Annotated in this window: 21 protein-coding genes; 5 read left to right on the forward strand and 16 right to left on the reverse strand. The window is 32.2% G+C overall.

Annotated features, from left to right (window positions below):
- The first annotated feature begins 226 nt into the window (after positions 1-226).
- Positions 227-1,120, forward strand: a complete 894-nt coding sequence (gldA, locus tag HM985_RS04055) for a gliding motility-associated ABC transporter ATP-binding subunit GldA (RefSeq protein ID WP_179375026.1) — start codon at positions 227-229, stop codon at positions 1,118-1,120.
- 181 nt (positions 1,121-1,301) lie between these two features.
- Here gldA and HM985_RS04060 read toward each other — a convergent pair whose 3' ends face one another.
- The 9 genes from HM985_RS04060 to HM985_RS04100 all read right to left on the reverse strand — a co-directional run bounded on the left by HM985_RS04060 (position 1,302) and on the right by HM985_RS04100 (position 9,540).
- Positions 1,302-2,045 (reverse strand): head GIN domain-containing protein, encoded by a 744-nt coding sequence (locus HM985_RS04060; RefSeq protein WP_179375027.1) that lies wholly within the window; start codon positions 2,043-2,045, stop codon positions 1,302-1,304.
- Positions 2,042-3,133 (reverse strand): acyloxyacyl hydrolase, encoded by a 1,092-nt coding sequence (locus tag HM985_RS04065; protein WP_179375028.1) that lies wholly within the window; start codon positions 3,131-3,133, stop codon positions 2,042-2,044. Before HM985_RS04065 ends, HM985_RS04060 begins: the two co-directional genes overlap by 4 nt.
- A 363-nt stretch (positions 3,134-3,496) precedes the next feature.
- Positions 3,497-4,546, reverse strand: a complete 1,050-nt coding sequence (locus HM985_RS04070) for an NAD(P)/FAD-dependent oxidoreductase (protein WP_179375029.1) — start codon at positions 4,544-4,546, stop codon at positions 3,497-3,499.
- 3 nt (positions 4,547-4,549) lie between these two features.
- Positions 4,550-5,128, reverse strand: a complete 579-nt coding sequence (locus HM985_RS04075) for a precorrin-2 dehydrogenase/sirohydrochlorin ferrochelatase family protein (RefSeq protein WP_179375030.1) — start codon at positions 5,126-5,128, stop codon at positions 4,550-4,552.
- A gap of 2 nt (positions 5,129-5,130) precedes the next feature.
- Positions 5,131-5,898, reverse strand: a complete 768-nt coding sequence (gene cobA / locus HM985_RS04080; protein WP_179375031.1) for a uroporphyrinogen-III C-methyltransferase — start codon at positions 5,896-5,898, stop codon at positions 5,131-5,133.
- 4 nt (positions 5,899-5,902) lie between these two features.
- On the reverse strand, positions 5,903-7,996 hold the full coding sequence (locus HM985_RS04085) for a HEPN domain-containing protein (protein ID WP_179375032.1): 2,094 nt from the start codon (positions 7,994-7,996) through the stop codon (positions 5,903-5,905).
- Between the two features lie 86 nt (positions 7,997-8,082).
- A complete protein-coding gene (locus tag HM985_RS04090; RefSeq protein WP_179375033.1) occupies positions 8,083-8,703 on the reverse strand; it encodes a phosphoadenosine phosphosulfate reductase domain-containing protein in 621 nt (206 codons plus the stop codon).
- Positions 8,700-8,903, reverse strand: a complete 204-nt coding sequence (locus tag HM985_RS04095) for a DUF2061 domain-containing protein (RefSeq protein WP_179375034.1) — start codon at positions 8,901-8,903, stop codon at positions 8,700-8,702. Before HM985_RS04095 ends, HM985_RS04090 begins: the two co-directional genes overlap by 4 nt.
- Positions 8,904-9,114: 211 nt before the next feature.
- A complete protein-coding gene (locus HM985_RS04100) occupies positions 9,115-9,540 on the reverse strand; it encodes an RrF2 family transcriptional regulator (RefSeq protein WP_179375035.1) in 426 nt (141 codons plus the stop codon).
- Between the two features lie 314 nt (positions 9,541-9,854).
- Here HM985_RS04100 and metK point away from each other — a divergent pair, with 314 nt between their 5' ends.
- Positions 9,855-11,108, forward strand: coding sequence for a methionine adenosyltransferase (metK, locus tag HM985_RS04105; protein WP_179375036.1), 1,254 nt, complete (start codon positions 9,855-9,857; stop codon positions 11,106-11,108).
- Positions 11,109-11,193: 85 nt separating this feature from the next.
- Here metK and HM985_RS04110 read toward each other — a convergent pair whose 3' ends face one another.
- Positions 11,194-12,126 carry a dihydrofolate reductase gene (locus HM985_RS04110; protein ID WP_179375037.1) on the reverse strand — a complete coding sequence of 311 codons (933 nt, stop codon included), beginning with the start codon at positions 12,124-12,126 and terminating at the stop codon, positions 11,194-11,196.
- A 291-nt stretch (positions 12,127-12,417) separates the two neighbouring features.
- Here HM985_RS04110 and HM985_RS04115 point away from each other — a divergent pair, with 291 nt between their 5' ends.
- Positions 12,418-12,717: an isoamylase early set domain-containing protein gene (locus HM985_RS04115; protein ID WP_179375038.1), complete on the forward strand. Its 300-nt coding sequence runs from the start codon at positions 12,418-12,420 to the stop codon at positions 12,715-12,717.
- Here HM985_RS04115 and HM985_RS04120 read toward each other — a convergent pair.
- The 6 genes from HM985_RS04120 to HM985_RS04145 all read right to left on the reverse strand — a co-directional run bounded on the left by HM985_RS04120 (position 12,712) and on the right by HM985_RS04145 (position 18,467).
- Positions 12,712-12,912 (reverse strand): hypothetical protein, encoded by a 201-nt coding sequence (locus HM985_RS04120; RefSeq protein ID WP_179375039.1) that lies wholly within the window; start codon positions 12,910-12,912, stop codon positions 12,712-12,714. The two genes, HM985_RS04115 and HM985_RS04120, sit on opposite strands and share 6 nt — an antisense overlap.
- A gap of 242 nt (positions 12,913-13,154) precedes the next feature.
- Positions 13,155-13,979 carry a thymidylate synthase gene (locus tag HM985_RS04125; protein ID WP_179375040.1) on the reverse strand — a complete coding sequence of 275 codons (825 nt, stop codon included), beginning with the start codon at positions 13,977-13,979 and terminating at the stop codon, positions 13,155-13,157.
- A 133-nt stretch (positions 13,980-14,112) separates the two neighbouring features.
- Positions 14,113-15,825: a NupC/NupG family nucleoside CNT transporter gene (locus HM985_RS04130; protein WP_179375041.1), complete on the reverse strand. Its 1,713-nt coding sequence runs from the start codon at positions 15,823-15,825 to the stop codon at positions 14,113-14,115.
- Between the two features lie 16 nt (positions 15,826-15,841).
- The gene (locus tag HM985_RS04135; protein ID WP_179375042.1) at positions 15,842-16,459 is read right to left on the reverse strand and encodes a bifunctional nuclease family protein; all 618 of its coding nucleotides are present in this window, start codon (positions 16,457-16,459) and stop codon (positions 15,842-15,844) included.
- Positions 16,460-16,644: 185 nt separating this feature from the next.
- Positions 16,645-17,607 carry an electron transfer flavoprotein subunit alpha/FixB family protein gene (locus tag HM985_RS04140; protein WP_179375043.1) on the reverse strand — a complete coding sequence of 321 codons (963 nt, stop codon included), beginning with the start codon at positions 17,605-17,607 and terminating at the stop codon, positions 16,645-16,647.
- Between the two features lie 113 nt (positions 17,608-17,720).
- Positions 17,721-18,467: an electron transfer flavoprotein subunit beta/FixA family protein gene (locus tag HM985_RS04145; protein ID WP_179375044.1), complete on the reverse strand. Its 747-nt coding sequence runs from the start codon at positions 18,465-18,467 to the stop codon at positions 17,721-17,723.
- Positions 18,468-19,033: 566 nt separating this feature from the next.
- On the opposite strand from HM985_RS04145, the gene HM985_RS04150 reads away from it, so the two are divergent.
- Positions 19,034-20,011 carry a pyruvate dehydrogenase complex E1 component subunit beta gene (locus HM985_RS04150; RefSeq protein WP_179375045.1) on the forward strand — a complete coding sequence of 326 codons (978 nt, stop codon included), beginning with the start codon at positions 19,034-19,036 and terminating at the stop codon, positions 20,009-20,011.
- Between the two features lie 87 nt (positions 20,012-20,098).
- Positions 20,099-22,609: a DUF5686 and carboxypeptidase-like regulatory domain-containing protein gene (locus HM985_RS04155; protein WP_179375046.1), complete on the forward strand. Its 2,511-nt coding sequence runs from the start codon at positions 20,099-20,101 to the stop codon at positions 22,607-22,609.
- Positions 22,610-22,653 lie beyond the last annotated feature (44 nt).

Here is a 22,653-nt window from a genome sequence, read left to right on the forward strand (position 1 = left end):
CCTTTAGCTAAAAAAGAAATAAAACCAGTTATAATATGCTCTAGAAATGTTCATAATTGTTTTCCACTTCTGTGGACTATTTTAATATATAGCTAATGTAATTATTATTTTTACAAATCAAAATTGTTACTTAACTTTTTTTCATAAAAAACCAAAAACTTAAAGAATTAACAATAAATGCAATACAATATTCGGAAATAACTATTTTTGAATAAATTCTATCTATATGTCTATTGAAGTTAAAAACATTACCAAATTATATAAGGATCAAAAGGCACTTAACAATGTCTCTTTCAAAGTAAAAGATGCTGAAATTGTTGGATTTCTAGGACCTAATGGCGCAGGAAAATCGACGATGATGAAAATATTAACCACTTATATAAAAGCTGATGAAGGCTCTGCTAGTGTAAATAATTTTGACGTAGACACAGAAAAAAAAGAAGTTCAAACTAGTGTTGGGTATTTACCAGAGCACAATCCACTATACACAGATTTATACGTAAAGGAATATTTAAACTTTAATGCGAACGTATATGGAACTCCTAAATCTCGTATAGAAGAAGTTATTGAGCTTACAGGTTTAAAACCTGAAGCTCATAAAAAAATAAGTCAACTTTCTAAAGGATACAGACAACGTGTTGGTTTAGCCAATGCATTACTGCACAATCCAGATGTATTAATATTAGATGAACCAACAACAGGTTTAGACCCTAATCAGCTAATTGATATTAGAAATTTGATTAAGTCTATTGGTAAAGAAAAAACGGTTTTTCTATCCACACATATTATGCAAGAGGTTGAAGCGATGTGCGACCGTGTTATCATTATAAATAAAGGTGAAGTTGTGGCAGATAAGTATTTAAAGGATTTAAGAGACGGGCAAGAACAAATAGTAATTGTCGAATTTGACTATAGAGTTGAAGATGCCTTTATATTAAAGCTACCAAAAGTAAAATCTGTAAAAAACACTTACGGCTTTGTTTACGAAATTACGTTTTCTACAAAAGAAGACATGCGTTCTCACGTTTTTGATTTTGCCCATGACAATGATTTAAAAATTTTACAATTAAATCAGAAAAACGCTAGTTTAGAAAGCTTATTTCAAGAATTAACGAAATAATATAGTTACTGAAATTATTGTACTACAGTCTTTTTACTTATTACCAAAGTTCATAAGAAGCATTGACTGATAATCTTTTCTTCTTAAAACTAAAAAGTTTAAAACTACTTGTAATGGAACGTAAGTTTAATAATACCCACTATTTTACTCTGCTTCATCCTTTTATTAAATAATTGATTATCTACTGAAATAACAATTCTCCTGTATAAAAACGCTCCACTTCTACAACAGGTGGCTCGCTTACAGAAATAAGATTCCCTGTACCTTTAATACTTCCTATAAGGGTTTGTTGTGGATTTATAATCATGTCATTACTACCTCGGTGAAAAACATTAACATTCTCAGCTATTAAGTTTCCACCTTCAAAACGACCTGCACCAGCATAGAAACCTACAGATAAATCTTCTACATTACCATCGATATAAAAAAACGATAAGTTATTGGATGCTATATTTAATTTTTCTGAATTAATAGTAAGTCTAAAATCACCAATTGTAAAGTCATTATCCATATTAAAACTATCAGAATATAATGTTAAATTATCGTAGTTTAAAACTCCATCTGATGAAATATCATATTGAGTAGATGTACTTATCTCTGTAAGATTTGGTACTTCAACAAAAATTTTAGTAATCCCATAATCTCTAACAAAGTTACAAGAATTATTATCTGTGAGTATTAATTGATCCCCCACAACCTCAACTATAACATCATTAATTAAGTTTTCACCAGACTCTACTACGACCTTATATTCTGTTGCTTCTTTTATTATTAACTCTACATCTCTATGAACTAAAATACGTTGAAAACTAGATACCGTAACTTCTTGCTGAATTAAATCTCCAGAAGTTTGAAAACAATCGTTTGCATCTTCGCTATTACAAGCGAGAAACAATAAAACAAATAAGTAGGTTAGTTTTTTCATAATCTTAATCCTATTCCAAATTCTACTGCTTCGGCTTTAGCTCCATGAGATTTTAAGGTTAATGCTCCAAAAAAGTTCTCTCCAAAATAACGTTTTAAACCTATCCTTAAATAAGTTCGACCTTCAAAATCATAAGGATAATACACATAATAGCCTATTTGTGTTTCTACAGATAGTTTATTAACAAACAATTCATGCCCTACAAAAAGCCCTGCACGTTTGTAATCTTCGTCTCCACTTACATTTTCTTCAGGAAAAGAAACTGATCTGTAATAAATTAACTCTTCAAGAAATTTTGAAAAGAACACATCTGCTCCAAATTGAATTGCACTAACATGGCTTAAGCGTTTATCTGCATATGCCGATATAACATAAAATGGAAACTGATCACTTCCTATGACATCACTTTGATTAATCCCTGACCTAAAAGCTATGTTATATTTAATTGGTTCTGTAAATTTTTCATCATCAAGATTACTGATAAACTCAGGTTCTTCAGCTTCTAATTGGTAAGTTAAACCTACATTAAACGCAATTGTATTTACACTTGTATTTGGTGCTCTAACATTTGCATTAGAATAATGAACTAAAGACAGCCCAGTTTGAAGACCTAAACGATTAAATAAGCGATCCTTTTTATAGTTAATCATTAGATAAGTAGAACTCAATATCTCAGAACCGAATGCTATATTTTTTGGATTATCAATCTTATCATAAGGATTAGTATTGTATGCTAAACCTTGTGCAATACGTAACATAATGTTACGCTTAAAGAAATAAAAATTATAGTGTGCATACAGCCCATAGCTATCACCTAATTTGTTATTCTTAAAATCTTGATACATAAAAGACGCTCCATAATCTGGATAATTATAGCGTTGCTCCCATGCTTTATCACCAAAGGTTTTTTTGTTCCAACTGAAAATAAAACCTTCAGGGTGACCCGTAATTAAATGTAATATATCATTATTGTGAAGTGCTATGTTTCCTCCAAAATAATTGAAATCAACATAGGTATTATGTGTTTTATCTTGCCCATAAATAGTTATAGACATTATTACTAAAATTGTACATAATAGATTTCGCATTGGCAATTATTAAGCCGTAAAAATAGTCAATAATTACAATTTGCCTCTAAGTAATGTACAAGAATGCTACATAAATAATGCAGCAATTAAAGATACTGCTGTTAACAACAATAGTTGTAACACAAATCTAAAATCTGATTTATACTTATTTATTAATTTCATGATTTAAGGCTTTAACCAAATTGAACATTCATACCCAATATTGGTATTAATAAAGCGCAAATATCTGATTAAAAAAACATTCTTTTGTTAATTTAATTCTAATAAATAGTTATCTAATTAAATCTAAGTCGAAATTTTATGTTAATTTAATTTCGACCTAAATTTAAGTCTCATAAATAGACATCTGATAATACTATTAAATTACACTATTGCCTTTACTACTGCTTTAGGTGATTCTTTTCTTGTACCATCAAAACCATTAATACCACTTACAGTTGTGTATTTTAAAACAAACTTCTTACCCGGATTTAATAGTTTATAGGCTGATTGACACATTAACGTCGCTTCATGAAAACCACATAAAATTAATTTTAGTTTCCCTTCGTATGTATTCACATCTCCAATAGCATAAATACCAGGGATATTGGTTTGATAATCTAAAGTATCTACTTTTATAGCATTCTTTTCGATCTCTAATCCCCAATCTCCTATCGGTCCTAGTTTTGGTGATAAACCAAAAAGAGGAATAAAAGCATCTGCTTCTAAAATTTCAGTTTCACCATCTTTAGTCACGGATACACCTTCAATTTTAGTTTCGCCATGTAACGCTGTAATTTCAGCAGGTGTAATAATATTAATTTTGTTTAGAGATTTTAATTCTTGCACACGTTCAACAGAATCTAAAGCCCCTCTAAATTCATTTCGTCTGTGAACAAGTGTTACCTCTGAAGCTACATCTGCTAAGAAAATACTCCAATCTAAAGCAGAATCTCCACCACCTGCAATCACCACTTTTTTATCGCGATACACTTCTGGGTCTTTAATAAAGTAAGCTAAACCGTTATCTTCATATTTATCAATACCATCTAACGGTGGCTTTCTAGGTTCAAAACTTCCTAAACCACCTGCAATAGCAATAATTGGTGCATGATGCTGTGTTCCTTTATTAGTCGTAACAATAAAACTACCATCTTCTAATTTCTCAATGGTTTCTGCACGTTCTCCTAAGGTAAAACCAGGCTGAAATTGTTTTCCTTGTTCTAATAGATTAGATGTTAAATCGTCTGCTAATATTTCGGGAAATCCTGGAATATCGTAAATCGGTTTTTTAGGATATAATTCTGAACATTGCCCACCAGCTTGAGGTAAAGCATCAATTAAATGACATTTCATTTTTAATAATCCTGCTTCAAATACGGTAAATAAACCTGTTGGCCCTGCACCTATGATAAGTATATCTGTTTTAATCATAATCTATAATTTCTCTACTAAACCTTTAGTAAATTCATTTAACTTTTCGACTTTCTGTTCAAAGTCACCTTTTATTGTTTTTCTGTAAACATTGAGATTTTTTACTAAATCATCAATATTTTCAGGGATAACGTCTTCAAAAAACTGACGTAATCGCTTTGCTGTAGTTGGCGATTTTCCATTGGTAGAAATCGCAACTTTCACATTACCTTTAGTAACAATCCCTCCCATATAAAAATCGCAATATGGTGGATTATCAGCCACGTTGACTAATTTATCTTGTGCTCGGCAATCTCTATATATTTCGACATTAATTTCAGGAAGATCCGTTGTTGCAATAACAATGTGATGTCCTTTTAAGTAATCTATATTATAATTATCGGTAATTCTATTAACGTTACCTGTATCTGCAACGGCAATGGTTCCTTCTCTAAACATTGGTGAAACCATAGTCACATTTGCATCTGGACTCGACTTTAATAAAAAGGTCAATTTTTCTTCTGCAACGTAACCACCACCAACGATTAAGACTTTAAGATTATTCGTCTTTAGAAAAATGGGATATAAATTATTTCTTTCCATTATTACGCGGTTTTTTTATGCGCCAAATCAGCTTCAACATAAATATCTGAAAGATCTACACGCTGATTTACAACTTCGCCTATAATGATAATTGCAGGATTAGACAATTGCTTTTCTTCTACAATAGCTTCGATAGTAGACATTTTACCAATCCCTACTTTTTCATTTACTCGTGTACCATTTTGAATTATTGCAATCGCTGTTTCCGATTTTCCTTCTTTTGAAAAAATCTGAACAATTTCTGAAAGTTTACTCATCCCCATTAAAATTACAACTGTTGCCGTAGACTTTGCAGCTAAAGCAATATCACCTGAGATTTGATGCGATTTTGTGGTTCCTGTAATGACCCAAAAGCTTTCAGATGCATTTCGTTTTGTTAACGGAATACCTTGGTAAGCTGGTACTGCAGCAGATGAAGAAATACCGGGAACAACAGCGACTTCAATAGCATATGCTTTAGCATACTCTAATTCTTCTGCGCCACGACCAAATATAAATGGATCTCCACCTTTAAGACGCACTACATGCCCGCATCTCAAAGCACGTTCTATGATTAACTCATTAATTTGACTCTGTTGATATGCATAGCAACCTTTGCGTTTACCAACAAAAATTAATTCTGCATTTGGCGAAGCATACTCTAACAACTCGTTATTAACAAGCGCATCATACAAAATAACATCTGCAGATTTAATGGCTTTTATGGCCTTAACAGTAATTAAATCTACGTCTCCAGGTCCTGCGCCTACTATGGTTAATTTAGGTGTCATAATCTTATTTTTTTTCAGCAACCTGATTGTCTCTAAAAGCTCTTACACTTTTTAAAAATTGCTGTGCTGTATTTATATAATTACTTGCAAAATCTTCCGTTGGTGGAACCGTTTTTATTTGATAAATTACATCTGAAAAAGAGGCTCCTAATTCAATTTTCTTTGTATCTACAAAAAGTTCATCGAACTGTTTAATAATTCCGGCTTGTGAATTTGTTGTAACATTCTCTGAAAGTAAAATGGCTTTTGCCGAATTTACCATAGAGCGATACGCTTCGTAAATAGCACCTGAATACACTCTATTTTTATAGGCCGCTTGTGCTTCTTCAATCTTCTCATCACTTTCTAAAAACAATGTGGCAATTAAATCAATAACCACACCTGCACACTCACCAATTCCTATGGCTTTTACATATTCTTCTTCTGTTCCCCAATCAATAAAATCTTGTTGAGTAAGATTATCTACACTAGACAGATCCGTTAATAGTTGATAAAAATACTTTTCGCCTTGTTCTTTATAGTAATCTACAAATAGTTTTCCTGCTGCATTTTCTTCAAAATCATTAAGAATTCTACGCAACGCTTCAGGTCCTCTTCGGCTTGGAATTTTAACGACTTTATCTGCAAAATAAGCTTTACCATTTCCTAAATTACCGCCACCTAAAAGCACTTGTAGTGCGGGTGCCACTAATTTATCTTTGGTTCTAATAGACATGCCTTGAAAACCAATATTTGCCATATTGTGTTGCCCACAAGCATTCATACAACCACTAATTTTAATGACTAAATCATTATTCTCTAAATATTGTGGGTACTCTGCTTTAATAACACGTTCTAATTCTTCTGCTATTCCTGTACTACTTGCAATACCAAGGTTACAAGTATCTGTACCAGGACAGGCTGTAATATCTACGGCTTTATTATAACCCGCTTCTACAAAACCAAGTTTCTCTAATTCGGTATAGAAAAAAGGAAGTGCTTCTTCTTTTACAAAAGGAATTAAAATATTCTGGCGCAAGCTTAATCTAATTTCACCTGCGGCGTAATTCTCTACCAAATCAGCTAATAACCGTGCTTTATCGGTATAAAAATCACCTAAAAGTACTTTGATACCAATCGCCACATAGCCATTTTGTTTTTGAGGAATTACATTCGTAGACTTCCATAAGTTATAAGCATCTTCATTTTTAATCGCAACTGTTGGAAAATCGATTTCAACGGGTTTTGAAGCTGTATAATTAGATTCATCAATTGTTACCGTTTTAAATTCAATCGCGGTTTGTTCTTCTTCAACTAGTGTTTTAAAAGCCTCTACTCCGATATCTTTTAATAAGAATTTCATTCGGGCTTTGGCTCTACTTTTTCGTTCACCATAACGATCAAAAACTCTAAGAACACCTTCCATTAAAGGAATAATTTTATCTGCAGGTAGAAATTCATAAAACAAATCGGCATGTCTTGGTTGTGACCCTAAACCACCAGCTAACATCACTTTAAATCCTTTAACACCATTTTCAATTTTAGCAATAAAACCTAAATCGTGCATGTAAGATAAACCTGTATCTTCATCAGAAGCTGAAAAAGACACCTTAAATTTTCGACCCATTTCTTGACAAATTGGGTTTCTTAAAAAGAATTTAAATAATGCATCTGCATAAGGTGAAACATCAAAAGATTCATTCATATCAATACCTGCCGTTTCACTAGCGGTAACATTTCTTACCGTATTTCCACAAGCTTCTCTAAGCGTAACATTATCGCGTTCTAATTCCGCCCAAAGTTCTGGGGTTCTGTTTAAATCTACATAGTGAATTTGAATATCTTGACGTGTAGTTATGTGCAATCGACTTCTAGAATATTCATCAGAAACCTCAGCAATACGACGCAACTGATGACTTAGAACTTTACCATAAGGCAATTTAATTCTAATCATCTGCACACCTTCTTGGCGTTGACCGTAAACGCCTCTGGCTAAACGTAGACTACGGAATTTTTCTTCATCAATCTTACCCTTATGAAAAAGCTCAATCTTATTAGCTAACTCAAGGATATCCTTCTGTACAACAGGATTTTCTAATTCGGTTCTAAAACTTTGCATAATTTAAATTATATTATTCCTATGGATTTAGTAGGATATTGAAACGTATTTTTTAAGCTACTGATAGCCTTTATTTTAAAAATGTATTACTGAAAATGTATGCCACATTCTCTATTGAGAAGTGCCTTAATAGGATCGAAATAATCAGCATTTTTAGCTAATTCATTATCCTGTATATATTGATCTAAATCTTTATCGCTCCAATAATAAAAAGGACTCACTTTGAGGATTCCATCTTTACTGTAGCTTAAAATATCTTTCTTATCTCTAAATTCTGTTTGTCTAATTCTAATATTTGTAAACCAGATATCAGGATTTTCTTCTTTTAACGCACGTCTAAAAGGTTCTAATTTTACCACTTCTGAAAATTCATCATGATTATCATCCTCTAAATTAGGAAGCCCAATAGTAGAACCAATTTCTGCTTTGGTCTGTAAACTTTTATATTTTCGAATATTAAGATCATACTCATCAATTAAATTTGCTGCATGCTCATAAGTTGAAGGCTGATTATATAAAGTATCGCACCACACAACTCTAATATCATTATCTAATTGAGACATTGTGCTTAATAAAACTGAAGAATAGACACCAAAACTTGTCGTAACAATTCTATTTTCAGATAGTTCTAAGGCCCATTGGGCTATCTCAATAGGTGATTTATCTTTTAACTTTTTATTCCAAATATCGATATCTATAGCTATCATTTTCCCCATTTTATATTATTCCAAGTGCGTTCATGAAAAAAGTACAGCACCATTTTAGATATTAATTCTACTCCTCCTATTGACAAAGCTAATGCTAAAGTTCCAGTAATTAAATAGGAAATAATTACGGTATCTAAAGTACCTAACACTCTCCAACTCACTGTTTTTACAATACTTCTTTTAATATTTTCTTGCGACATATTTGATTCTTGTGTCTCCCTTTTTAAACTAGTATCTACATGAAATATACTATTAATAATATGCTAATCATTAAAAACTATTACCCTATAGGCTTACTAGGATAAAACAAACATAGTTATTAATTTTTAATTTAAAAGTTAATTTTTTCAAAAAAGTAAAAAGTGTATTAATTTAGAATGCTCTTATTTACATAAGATTAAGACATAAATTTTAGAGAGTCACATCAGTATTAGACAAATCGGCTAATGTTGTGTTACGGAATATTTCTAAAGTATTATCTCTTACTTTAAGCATTATTTTATTTACAGCACATGATGCTTCGTCTGGACAATCCGAACATTTTTCGTAGAAATTTAGGCTTACACAAGGCACCATTGCTATTGGACCTTCGAGTAACCTCATTACCGTAGTCATAGGAATCTCATTTGGATCTTTTAAAAGATAGTAGCCACCACCTTTACCTTTTTTAGATCCTAACATTCCGTTTTTACGTAAAGTTAGTAAGATACTTTCTAAAAATTTTTGAGATATATTTTCTGATTTAGAAATCGTAGAAATCTGCACAGGCATGCGTTCTTCTTGCCTAGCCAAATGCACTAACGCCTTTATTCCGTATTTTGTTTTCTTTGAAAGCATAGTGTAAATCTAAGACTATTTTAACCACAGAAAAAAACTAAAGCGGGTTCAATTTAATAATTTAATATTTTCTTTAGACTAATAGGTCTTCTGTATTGATATTAATACGTACTTTTGTCCTGAAATTATAAGAGGAAAAATTTGTCTGATTGCAACCTCTAGTACTGAAACTATTTCAGTACCTGTTCATTAAGAACAGATTCTGAATTGAATTCAGAATAAAAAATGCTAAAGCAGTAAGTTTTCTACTTCTCTAGCGACCTTGTAATCGAAAAGTTTTTCATAACTGAATTATTATTATAAACATACGATTTATGCCATATTTATTTACTTCGGAAAGTGTTTCTGAAGGTCACCCAGATAAAGTAGCTGACCAAATTAGTGATGCGTTAATAGACAATTTTTTAGCTTTTGACCCAGAATCTAGAGTCGCTTGCGAAACTTTAGTAACTACAGGTCAAGTTATACTTGCTGGTGAAGTAAAATCTAATACATACTTAGATGTACAGCAAATAGCTAGAGATACCATAAACAAGATAGGTTACACTAAAAGTGCCTATATGTTTGACGGAAACTCTTGCGGTGTTCTATCTGCTATACATGAGCAATCTGAAGAGATTAATCAAGGTGTAGATAGAGCTTCTAAAGAAGAGCAAGGTGCAGGAGACCAAGGAATGATGTTTGGATACGCAACCAACGAAACTGAAAATTTTATGCCTTTAGCATTAGATTTATCACACCGCATTCTAAAAGAATTAGCAGAATTACGTCGCGAGAATAAAGCAATTACTTATTTAAGACCTGATTCTAAAAGTCAAGTGACTATTGAATACAGTGATGATAACGTGCCACAACGTATAGATGCCATTGTAGTCTCTACACAACATGATGACTTTGATGCTGACGACAGTATGTTGGCTAAAATTAGAAAAGATATCATTGATATATTAATTCCTAGAGTAATTGATAAGTTACCAGAACATATCCAAGAGTTATTTAATGACGATATCACGTATCACATTAATCCTACAGGAAAATTTGTAATTGGTGGACCTCACGGTGATACTGGTCTAACTGGTAGAAAAATTATAGTAGATACTTATGGAGGAAAAGGAGCGCATGGTGGTGGAGCTTTTTCTGGAAAAGATCCAAGTAAAGTAGACAGAAGTGCTGCTTACGCGACAAGACATATTGCTAAAAACTTAGTTGCAGCTGGTTTATGCGACCAAGTTTTAGTTCAAGTTTCTTATGCTATAGGCGTTGCAGAACCAATGGGTATTTTTATTGATACTTATGGTACTTGTCACTTTAATTTAACAGATGGTGAAATTGCTAAAACAGTACAGGCAATTTTTAACATGAAACCAGCTGCTATTGAAGACCGTCTAAAATTACGTTTACCTATTTATAGCGAAACAGCTGCTTATGGACATATGGGAAGGTTAAATGAGACCGTAAGTAAAACTTTTAACAGACCAAATGGACAACCTGTTACATTAGATGTTGAATTGTTTACTTGGGAAAAGTTAGATTACGTTGACAAGGTAAAAACAGCCTTTGATATATAGTTAACTATATAACGAATAAAAAAAACACCTTAACTTTCTAAGTTAAGGTGTTTTTTTTATTTAAATATTCGCTAAAGTAAATTAACTACCGCTTTAAATATGTAATAAAAGAAAATGCAAAGGCATGTTTCTCATCAGCATCATGCGTTGTTCTGCTCACCTCTTTCCATTCCGTCTCATCTATTTTAGGAAAAAATGTATCTGCATTTTCAAAAGTAGAATGCACGCGGGTTATTTCTAATTTATCTACATAAGGTAAAGCTTGCTTGTAAATTTCCCCACCACCAATAACAAAAGGTTGTTTGTCATATCTCGCAGCATCAAGCGCATCGTTTAACGAATTTACGACTATCACTCCTGCTGGTGCTTTATAATCTTTTTGCCTTGTAATTACAACGTGTGTTCTATTTGGCAATGGTTTAGGAAAACTTTCAAAAGTTTTACGTCCCATAATAATATGATGACCATTAGTAAGCGCTTTAAAGTGTTTTAAATCATCACTTAAATGCCAAATTAAATCATTGTCTTTACCAATGGCATTGTCTTCTCCTTCTGCAACTATAATCGTTAGCTCAGATGTCTTTTTTTTTTCAATTACAGGTGCTTTGTCCTTGCTTTCATTATAAGCTTGAGATTTTGCAATCTTAGTCTCTTCTTTAATAAAATTTTGCTTCAGCTTATTGATACGGTTTTCTTGTTGGTTTACTAATTTTTCTAGTTGTTGCTTTTCCCAATCCTTGCCCATAAACTTATGCGTTATAAAAACACTAATAAAATGATATATGAACAAAAATAGCCAAGCTAATATGGCGTAAACAAACCAATCAATACCTGCAGGCTTAAGAGTTTCACCTATTTTTAAAACTGTATTTGCTAAAATAAAAAATACCGCACCAATTAAAAAAACGACAAAGTGAATGTAAAGCCGCTTCTTTTCCTTAATACGATTCTGAGCATTTTCAATCAACTCTAATTGATCCTTATCTATTGTAGAAATTTGTTTTTTACTCCCAAACATAATTATGATTTAATAAGATAAAGATACTTTATTTTCATTAAAATTTTAACTCGATAAAAATCCTTTTATGTTTTTTTGAAATTAAAAACTACAACACTCAAAACCAACATAATAAAACAACGTATTTACAACTAATCCGCAAAATAACAGTCCTTTTGTTGAATTCCTAAAGATATAGATCTTACAATATTAACAAAACAATAAATATTTAGTTTTTAGACAATTAAAGATCTTATCCTATCACATAATTTTCTATTTTTATAATATTATTAATTATTCAAACTTAATATTATGGCAATTAAAAAGCAGTACTTAAAAACTAAACCAATTTGTAAGGTAACATTTTCTGTTCCTGCTGAAGAGGCAAAAAGTGTAGCAGTAATAGGGAATTTTAATGAGTGGAATTCAGAAGCTACAGAATTAAAAAAACTAAAAAACGGAACATTCAAAGGAACTGTAGATCTAGCAAGTAATAATTCTTATGAATTTAGGTATCTTATTGATGAAAAATCTTACTTAAATGATACCGAGGCTGACGGATTTGCTTGGAATGAGTTTGCAGGTGCTGATAATGGTATAATTAACTTATAAGTTTATATATATCAATAAACGAATTGTAACGAGTGCACTAAATTTAGTTGGTAAAAACTTACCATCTAACATTCCTCTTGCTTTGAATTTCGGCATACGTTTAATAAATTGAATCACATCTACTGCAATTGCTTTGTGATGTGCCTTCACCTTAATATCTTTTGCTTTACCTTTTTTATTAATACTAAATTCCATATAAAATTAAGTATTTAAATCCGTTGGAAAAGTCTTATCTGCTAATTCATAATTAAAACTAACATCTATATAATCTAGTATTTTATCTGAAGTACATTTTTCGATTTCTTCAAAGTTTAATTCGTCACTGCAACCTCTATATTTGGGGATATGTTTTATAAACTCCTTCTTTATCTTGTGCAGATAAATTTAGAGTAGCGATAAATAAAACCAGAATGAAGAGCACTTTCATAAATAAATTATTAAATAGCCACTTTTCCTTTAATATGCGGATGTGGGTTATAACCTTCAAGTGTAAAGTCTTCAAATTTAAAATCGAAAATATTTTTTACCTCTGGATTTAAAATCATTTTTGGCAAAGGTCTAATTTCCCTAGAAAGCTGTAATTCTAATTGCTCTTTATGATTATTATAGATATGTGCATCACCAAAAGTGTGAATAAAATCTCCTGCTTCATAACCGCAAACCTGAGCCATCATCATAGTAAATAATGCATAAGAAGCAATATTAAACGGCACTCCTAAAAATGTATCTGCACTACGCTGGTAGAGCTGACACGATAATTTACCATCAGCAACATAAAATTGAAAAAACGCATGACACGGAGGCAATGCTGCTTTTCCTTTAGCTACATTCTCAGAAAATGATATTGAAGTATCTGGTAATACAGAAGGATTCCATGCAGAAACCAACATTCTTCTACTATTAGGATTATTCTTTAGAGTTTGAATAACTTCTTTAATCTGGTCAATATCTTCACTTGCCCAATTACGCCATTGATGACCATAAACAGGACCCAGATCACCATTTTCATCTGCCCAATCGTTCCATATTTTTACTCCGTTTTCAGTAAGGTAATTAATATTAGTATCGCCTTTTAAGAACCAAAGTAATTCATAAATAATAGACTTTAAATGCAATTTTTTTGTTGTCACCATTGGGAAACCTTCACTTAAATCGAAGCGCATTTGGTACCCAAATACACTTTTTGTACCTGTACCTGTACGATCTCCTTTTTCATTTCCTTCGGCTAAAATATGTTTTACTAAGTCGTGATATTGTTTCATAACATTGCTTGTGAAAAGTAGAATCTCTTTTAATTAAATTTAGGAATAATATGCTGATTAGATTATCAGCAAGACTTGAAGCGAAAATAAAGAAAAAGCATCAAATTTAAAATCCGATATTTTTCTAGTTAAGTTATCCAATAATCATACCTGCAATAGTCGCAGAAATTAAAGAAGCAATAGTTCCTCCAATTAAAGCTTTCATTCCAAATCTAGATAATTGTGTACGTTGCCCTGGCGCTAAAGACCCAATTCCACCTATTTGAATTCCAATAGATGCAAAGTTCGCAAAACCACAAAGCATATAAGTTGCCATAATAATGGATTTCTCATAAGTAAGATGTGTTGCATTTGCAGCATTCTTTAAATCTGCCAATTGAATATAGCCTATAAATTCACTCGCTGCTAATTTAATCCCTAATAACTGCCCCATTAAAGCCATATCTTCAGAGGCTACACCAATAAGCCACATTAAAGGAGCAAATAAATAACCAAGTATAAATTCTAAAGACAAACTTTCATAAGGAGTATGTTCTGCTATAATTTCATTAAGCGATGTAAAATGCCAATCGATATTTAAAGCTGTAATATTAAAACCATCAAATCCTGCTATACCACCTAAAATTCCATTTATCATGGCAATGAAAGCCACAAACACTAATAACATTGCACCAACATTAACAGCTAACCTTAATCCTTCAGTGGTTCCATTAGCTATAGCTTCTAAAATATTAGAACCTATTTTTTCTTGTGAAACAGCAACTTCAGTATTGATATCTTCAGTCTGTGGAAATAATATTTTTGAAATTACAATAGCTCCTGGTGCTGCCATAACGGAGGCTGCCAATAGATGCTTTGCATAAAACAATTGTAAAGCTTCGTCTTCACCTCCTAAAAACCCAATATAAGCAGCTAATACAGCACCTGCAACAGTTGCCATACCGCCTATCATTACTAAAAGAATCTCTGACTTATTCATCTTTTCTAAATACGCCTTAATAAGCAATGGAGCTTCTGTTTGACCCAAGAAAATATTACCAGCTACACTTAAACTTTCTGCCCCAGAAATACCTAAAACTTTAGATAACAGCCAACCCATCCCCTTTACGACTTTCTGAATCAGTCCTAAATAGAATAAAACAGATGTTAATGCTGAAAAGAATATAATTGTTGGTAATACTTGAAAGGCAAAAATAAATCCGAAAGACTTAATATCTAACATGCCCCCAAATAGGAATTCACTACCTGCTTGTGTAAACCCAAGTATAGCAATAAATCCTTGCCCTACAACCTCAAAAGCTGTTTTAATAAAATCTACTTTTAGAACACCTATCGCAATAACGAGTTGAAACACTAGACCTATCCCAACCGTTTTCCAATTAATCGCTCTACGGTTACTACTAAATAAAAAGGCGATAAAGATTAAAGAAATCATACCTAAAAGCCCCCTCCATAAACTTGTAAATGAAAATCCTTGATTTGGTATAATCTCTGCAAAAGTCCCTTCTTGCTCTAAAATAGCCTCCTCTGGTTTAGATATTAAATTAAAACTCATCTTCTTCCCTGTTAAAACCAAAGTTGAATCTGTTAATTCTCTAATTTTATATCTTTTAATTGAATTTAGAGAATCATTATGATACAGCACCAATAAGTCGTTTTGAAACATGTAATCTCCATCAAGATCATTTTCTGTTTCTGAGCAAAAATTAAACTCACCGTTCTCAAAATTTAAAGAATAATAAATACTTTCAGGGGTGTTTAGCTCCCATGTTTTTTCAAGTTCTTGCGCTGTTATTGATGAAAGTCCAAGAAATATAGCAAAAATTGCCTTGAAAAAATAATCCATAAATAAGAAGTGTTAGTTAGCGTTTAGAAATTTCGTCTCTAAGTTTAGCAGCCATTTCGTAATCTTCATTATTTACGGCTTCCTCTAAGAGCTCATTAAGCTCTTTAAGAGATTTGTTTTTATGACCTTCTTGTTCAACTGAAGATGTTTCTATTTCTTCAACAATAAGTTCATCCATAAGAATACTGTCCTGATCTTCTTCGTCTTCCTTCTTAGGATTAACTTTAAGATAGATTCCAGCTTTATCTAAAATATTTTTATAAGTAAAAATTGGAGCTTGAAAACGTAAAGCCAAAGCAATAGCATCGCTAGTTCTGGCATCGATAATTTCTTCAATCTTATCGCGTTCGCAAATTAGGCTAGAGTAGAAAACACCATCAACCAACTTATGAATAATAACTTGCTTTACTGTAATATCGAATCGATCTGCGAAGTTTTTAAATAAATCGTGAGTAAGAGGACGCGGAGGACGGATTTCCTTTTCTAAAGCAATAGCAATGGATTGCGCCTCAAAAGCACCAATAACTATTGGCAGTTTTCGGTCACCATCTACCTCATTAAGTATTAAAGCATAGGCACCATTTTGGGTTTGACTATATGATATACCTTTGATATTTAAACGAACTAAACTCATATTTTATAAAACACAAAGAACTGTTTAAATTTGGACTTTACCAACTGCTTTTAACAGATTTGAATAAATTTTCCTGAAACTTCAAGTAAATTGTCTGTAAAGCAGAGGAATCTAAATTTAAACAGTCCTTATTAATAACTCACCTTTTATACGGGTAAGTTACTGAATATTAAAAGATAATAAAACTATGCGTTTGCAGCTTTAAAAGCTTTTAATTTTTCTATTAATTTAGGAACCACTTCAAAAGCATCACCTACAATTCCGTAATCTGCTGCCTTAAAGAAAGGGGCTTCTGGATCTGTATTAATGACTACTTTTACTTTAGAGGCATTAATACCCGCTAAATGTTGAATTGCTCCAGAAATACCAATAGCAATATATAAATTAGAAGCTACAGGTTTTCCCGTTTGCCCAACATGCTCGCTGTGAGGTCTCCATCCTAAATCGGAAACAGGCTTAGAGCAAGCTGTTGCCGCTCCTAAAACTTCTGCTAATTCTTCAATCATTCCCCAGTTTTCTGGTCCTTTAAGACCTCTTCCTCCTGAAACAACGATTTCTGCATCTGCTATACTTACTTTATCTGTAGCTTTATCAACAGACTCTACAGTAACACCAGAATCTGGAATTTCTGGAGAGAAATTTTCTACAGAAGCACTTCCACCCGACTCTACTAACCCGAATGAGTTATTAGATAAGCCTATAATTTTAATATCCGTATTGATCTCTGTAGTTGCGAATGCTTTGTTTGTAAAAGCTGATCGCTTCACTGTAAATGGTGAAACGTTAGACGGTGCTTCAATGACATTAGAAACATAACCCGCGTCTAAACCAACAGCTAACATTGGTGCTAAATATTTACTATTAGCACTAGCGCTTAATACAACTACATTAGTTCCTTCGTTTTTTGCAGCACCCTCAAGGATAGCTGCGTATTTTTTTGCATTAAAAGCTTTTAAAGACTCGTCTTTTACTAAAAGAACTTTAGATGCCCCGTAAGCTCCAAGCACCTCAACGTCTTCAGCGTTAACAGCAACAGCAGTCACCGTGGTATCCATTTGGTCAGCAACAGCTTTTGCATATGAAACAACTTCTAAAGCTGCTTTTTTAAATTTTCCGTTTTCGGATTCTGTATATACTAGAATTGACATAAAATTTGATTTTTGTCATTCTTGCCTAAGCAAGAATCTATATTGTTAATATTACTTTTTTTGAATAAGCATTAGTTAAACTCTTAACGTTCTGCTTTCACATGATTGATTGGTTAAATTACTTTGGCTTCATTATGAAGAAGGCTTACCAACTCATCAATATTATCTGTATCCACCAATTTAACAGCCCCTTTTGGTGCCGGTTTTTCAAAACTTACAACTTTGGTTTCTGCACTAACATCTGTTGGCTCTATAACATTTAAAGGTTTTTTACGTGCCATCATAATTCCTCTCATATTAGGAATACGAAGATCACTCTCTTCAACCAAGCCTTTTTGTCCACCAATAACCAATGGTAAAGATGTACTTACTGTTTCTTTACCTCCATCGATTTCTCTAACTGCCTTAGCAGTCGTTCCATCAATTTCTAAGCTAATACAGTTTGTTATAAAATTAGCATCAATCATCGCTGCTAACATTCCTGGTACCATAGCTCCATTATAATCTATAGATTCTCTACCAGCAATAACTAAATCATAACCTCCATCACTTACAACTTTTGCTAATTGCTTAGCAACGGCATAACCATCAGTCGCATCTGTATTCACTCTAATTGCAGAATCAGCACCAATAGCTAAAGCTTTTCTTAATGTAGGTTCGGTTTCTGGCCCACCAACATTAACAACATCTACACTAGCCCCTTGTTTTTCTTTAAACCACATGGCGCGTGTTAAACCAAACTCATCATTAGGGTTTATTACAAATTGAACACCATTAGTGTCAAGTTTACTATCTCCTTCTGTGAAATTAATCTTTGATGTGGTATCAGGTACATGACTAATACATACTAATATCTTCATATAAAATAATTTATTTTAAACGTCTTTTTCTTGATTACGAAGATAAAAATATTATTTGATTTTTTACTATGCGTGCATAATAAAATTTTCATAAAATCATTTTCAACGTAAAAAACTATTAATTTTTTAAAATTTTAAAGGTTTTTTATTGATTATCGAGATTTTAAAGTCTAACGAACTATTGTCTTCAAGCCTAACTTAAAATATTTGGAGTGTTTTTTACGCATGTTTAATTCTAAAAAAGCTATTTACCATCTCCATTATATCTATTCTTATTCTTCATTTAACGATATAAACTACATCATTTAACACCTCCTAAATCGAAATAAAGCAATTCTTCCTATTATATATTAATTAAGCTGTATTTATAAAATTAACGATACCAACGTAATTATTTATATAAACTAAGTGTTAATAAATAGATTAAAATGTTACTTTTCATCATTAAAACCACCTGTAAACTAATAATTATAACAAATTACAAATATTTTCGTTTTTCACTCGACTTTTAATGGCATTATATAGTCAATAATTATTATTTTTGCTACACGATTAAAAATAAGAAAATGAAGACAATTCAATTTAGAGAAGCTATTTGCGAAGCCATGAGCGAAGAAATGCGCAGAGATGAGAGTGTTTATCTTATGGGCGAAGAAGTAGCAGAATATAATGGTGCCTATAAAGCATCTAAAGGTATGTTAGATGAGTTTGGTGCAAAACGTGTAATTGACACACCAATTGCAGAGCTTGGTTTTGCAGGTATTGCTATTGGATCTACTATGACAGGCAACCGTCCTATTGTAGAATATATGACGTTTAACTTCTCTTTGGTTGGTATTGACCAAATTATAAATAACGCAGCAAAAATTAGACAAATGTCTGGTGGACAGTTTAAATGTCCTATCGTATTTAGAGGACCAACAGCTTCTGCAGGTCAATTAGGTGCAACACACTCTCAGGCTTTTGAAAATTGGTTTGCTAATACACCAGGTCTTAAAGTTATTGTTCCTTCTAATCCTTACGATGCAAAGGGGTTATTAAAAGCAGCAATTAGAGATGACGATCCAGTTATTTTTATGGAAAGTGAGCAAATGTATGGTGACAAAGGCGAAATACCAGAAGGAGAATATACGGTACCTATTGGAGTTGCTGAAATTAAACGAGAAGGTACAGATGTAACTATTGTATCTTTTGGTAAAATTATAAAAGAAGCATATAAAGCTGCAGATGAATTGGCTAAAGAAGGTATTTCTTGCGAGATTATAGATTTACGTACCGTTCGTCCGTTAGACAAAGAAGCTATTTTAAAGTCTGTTAAGAAAACAAATCGCTTAGTTGTTTTAGAAGAAGCTTGGCCTTTTGGAAATGTTTCAACAGAAATTACTTATATTGTGCAATCTGAAGCATTTGATTATCTAGATGCACCAGTAGTAAAAATAAATACAGCAGATACACCTGCGCCTTATTCACCTGTATTATTAGCAGAATGGTTACCTAATAGTGACAGTGTTGTTAAAGCAGTAAAAAAGGTTATGTACAAATAAATTGCAGATTTCTGCGTTTAATAAACTTCATTGGCGACCCTCAAGCTTAATTTAGCATGGTTGTTGATGAAGTTTATTTTTTTTAATATGAGATTAAAACTACTTATTCCGTTTCTAGTTCTTGGATTTTTTTCTGCAATGGCACAGACCAAAGTTAGCGGCCATGTTTTTGATGAAAACAATGAACCTCTACCTTTTGTAAATGTCCTTTTTAAAGGATCTACTGAAGGCACAATTACCAATGAAGATGGTAAATTCTATTTAGAATCAGAAAATAATTGGAACACCTTAACAGTTTCATTCATTGGTTTTGAAGTCTTAGAAATTCCATTAACCAAACGCGTTAATTACGATTTAAAATATATTCTTAAAGAAGAAGCGTCATCTTTAGATGAAGTCCTTATTGTTACTGGAAAACAATCTAAAAAAGCCTCAGAAAATCCTGCAATTAGAATTTTACAAAAGATTTGGGAACGTAAAAGAAAAAATGGTCTCAATCAATTTAAACAATACGAATACGACCAATACGAAAAAGTTGAATTTGACCTCAACACTATAGATAGCGCACTTATAAAAAGCAAGTTATTTAAAGGAATGGAATTTGTCTTTAATGAAGTTGATACTTCTAAGGTTACAGGAAAAACCTACTTACCTATTTTCTTAAATGAGTCTGTTAAGAAAATAACCGGAGACAATATTATTAATAAAAAGCATGAAGAATTAATTGGTAATAAAAACTCTGGTTTTAGTAATAATCAAATGATCATTGATTTTATCGATGATTTATATTCTGAATATAATGTTTATGACAATTACTTAAAGTTTTTCGATAAAAGTTTTGTTAGTCCATTGAGTAGAACAGGTATTCAAACTTACAACTACGTCTTATCAGACAGTGCTTACATTGGCGACAAATGGTGTTATAATATCATTTATTACCCTAGACGAAAAAATGAACTCACATTTAAAGGTGATTTTTGGGTTAACGATAGCACTTATGCTATCAAAGAAATTAATCTTCAAGCTTCCAAAAGCGCAAATATAAACTGGGTTAAGGAAATTTATATTGAACAAGAGTTTGAAGTTTTAAATGACTCCGTATTTCTTATAAAACGTGATTATTTTCTTTCAGACTTTTCTGTAAATAAAAAAGAAGAATCGAGAGGTTTATACGGAAAGCGAACCACCATTTATGATAATTATAAATTTAATCAGCCCAAGGACCCAAAATCTTACGACAAGGTAGTTTATAATTATGATGAAGATATTTATAACCGAGAGGATGACTTTTGGCAAACCAATAGACTTGAAGCCTTAAGTAAAGATGAAAAAGGGGTTTACAAAATGCTAGATACACTTAAAACAGTTAAGAAATTTAAGCGTTTGTATAACCTTGGTAGCATACTTGCATCTGGGTATATTGAGTTCCCTAGTGTTAACTTAGATTACGGCCCTATTTTTTCAACATTCGGTTATAATGAAGTTGAAGGAGTTAGACTAAGAGGAGGAGGAAGAACTTATTTTGGGCCTAACGATTTATGGAGAGTCGAAGGGTTTTTAGCATATGGCTTTAACGATGATAAATTTAAGTACGGTGTTTCAGGAAAATGGTTATTAGACAAACGAAGTAGACTTACCGTATTTGGAGGAAATAGACGAGATATAGAACAGATAGGAGCTAGTTTAACGAGTTCTTCTGACGTTTTAGGTCGAAGCTTAGCTTCTTCTGCCGTTATTGGCACAGGAACTAATGATAAGCTTTCAAATATTAACCTTACTAATTTTGGAGCTTCAATAGAGCCACTACGTAATTTTGAAATCCGTGTTGATGGAAGTTTTAGAACTTTAAGTTCTGCTTCACCAACTTTTAGTTTGGATTACAACGATCCTGAATCTTCAACTGGAATAGCTTCTGAAGTTAATCAATTTGAATCCCGATTTTCTTTAGGCTATTTCCCTAAAAGACAAATGACAGGTTTTGGTGTAGAGCGTCAAAATAAAAATGATGATTTTGCTCGACTTTTTGCTCAAGTCAGTCACGGTAATCAAGATTGGTTTAATAGTGATTTTGATTATACTAAATTACAATTTTCATATGTGCAACCATGGCAAGTTGGCGGGTTTGGAAGATTAGTAACTTCTGTAGAGTTGGGTAAGACTTTCGGAGAAGTACCACTAGGATTGCTTAGCATTGTTCCTGGTAACCAATCTTATTTTTCAATATACAATACATTTACACAATTAGATTATTATGAATTTGTTACCGACACATATAGTTCTGTACATTTAGAGCATAATTTTAACGGTCGCGTTTTTTCTCGCATTCCATTCTTAAAAAAATATAATCTTAGAGCTATTTTAGGATTAAGAGGAGTTTGGGGAGAGTTATCTGATGAAAATAGAGCTTTAAATAGTACCGGTAACCCAATGGAAATTGAATTAGTAGCACCAAATACACGTATGTATTACGAGTATAGTTTTGGTGTCGCTAATATCTTCAAAATATTAAGGCTAGATTTCAACTTTAGAGGTAACTATTTAGACCGACCAGATGCAAGAGCTTTTGGAATTACGGGTAGTTTTGGCTTTTATTTTTAACATAAAAAGAAAAACGATTTACTTCATTGTAAATCGTTTTTCTT

This window comes from Winogradskyella wichelsiae, from assembly GCF_013403925.1.
Lineage (GTDB): Bacteria > Bacteroidota > Bacteroidia > Flavobacteriales > Flavobacteriaceae > Winogradskyella > Winogradskyella wichelsiae.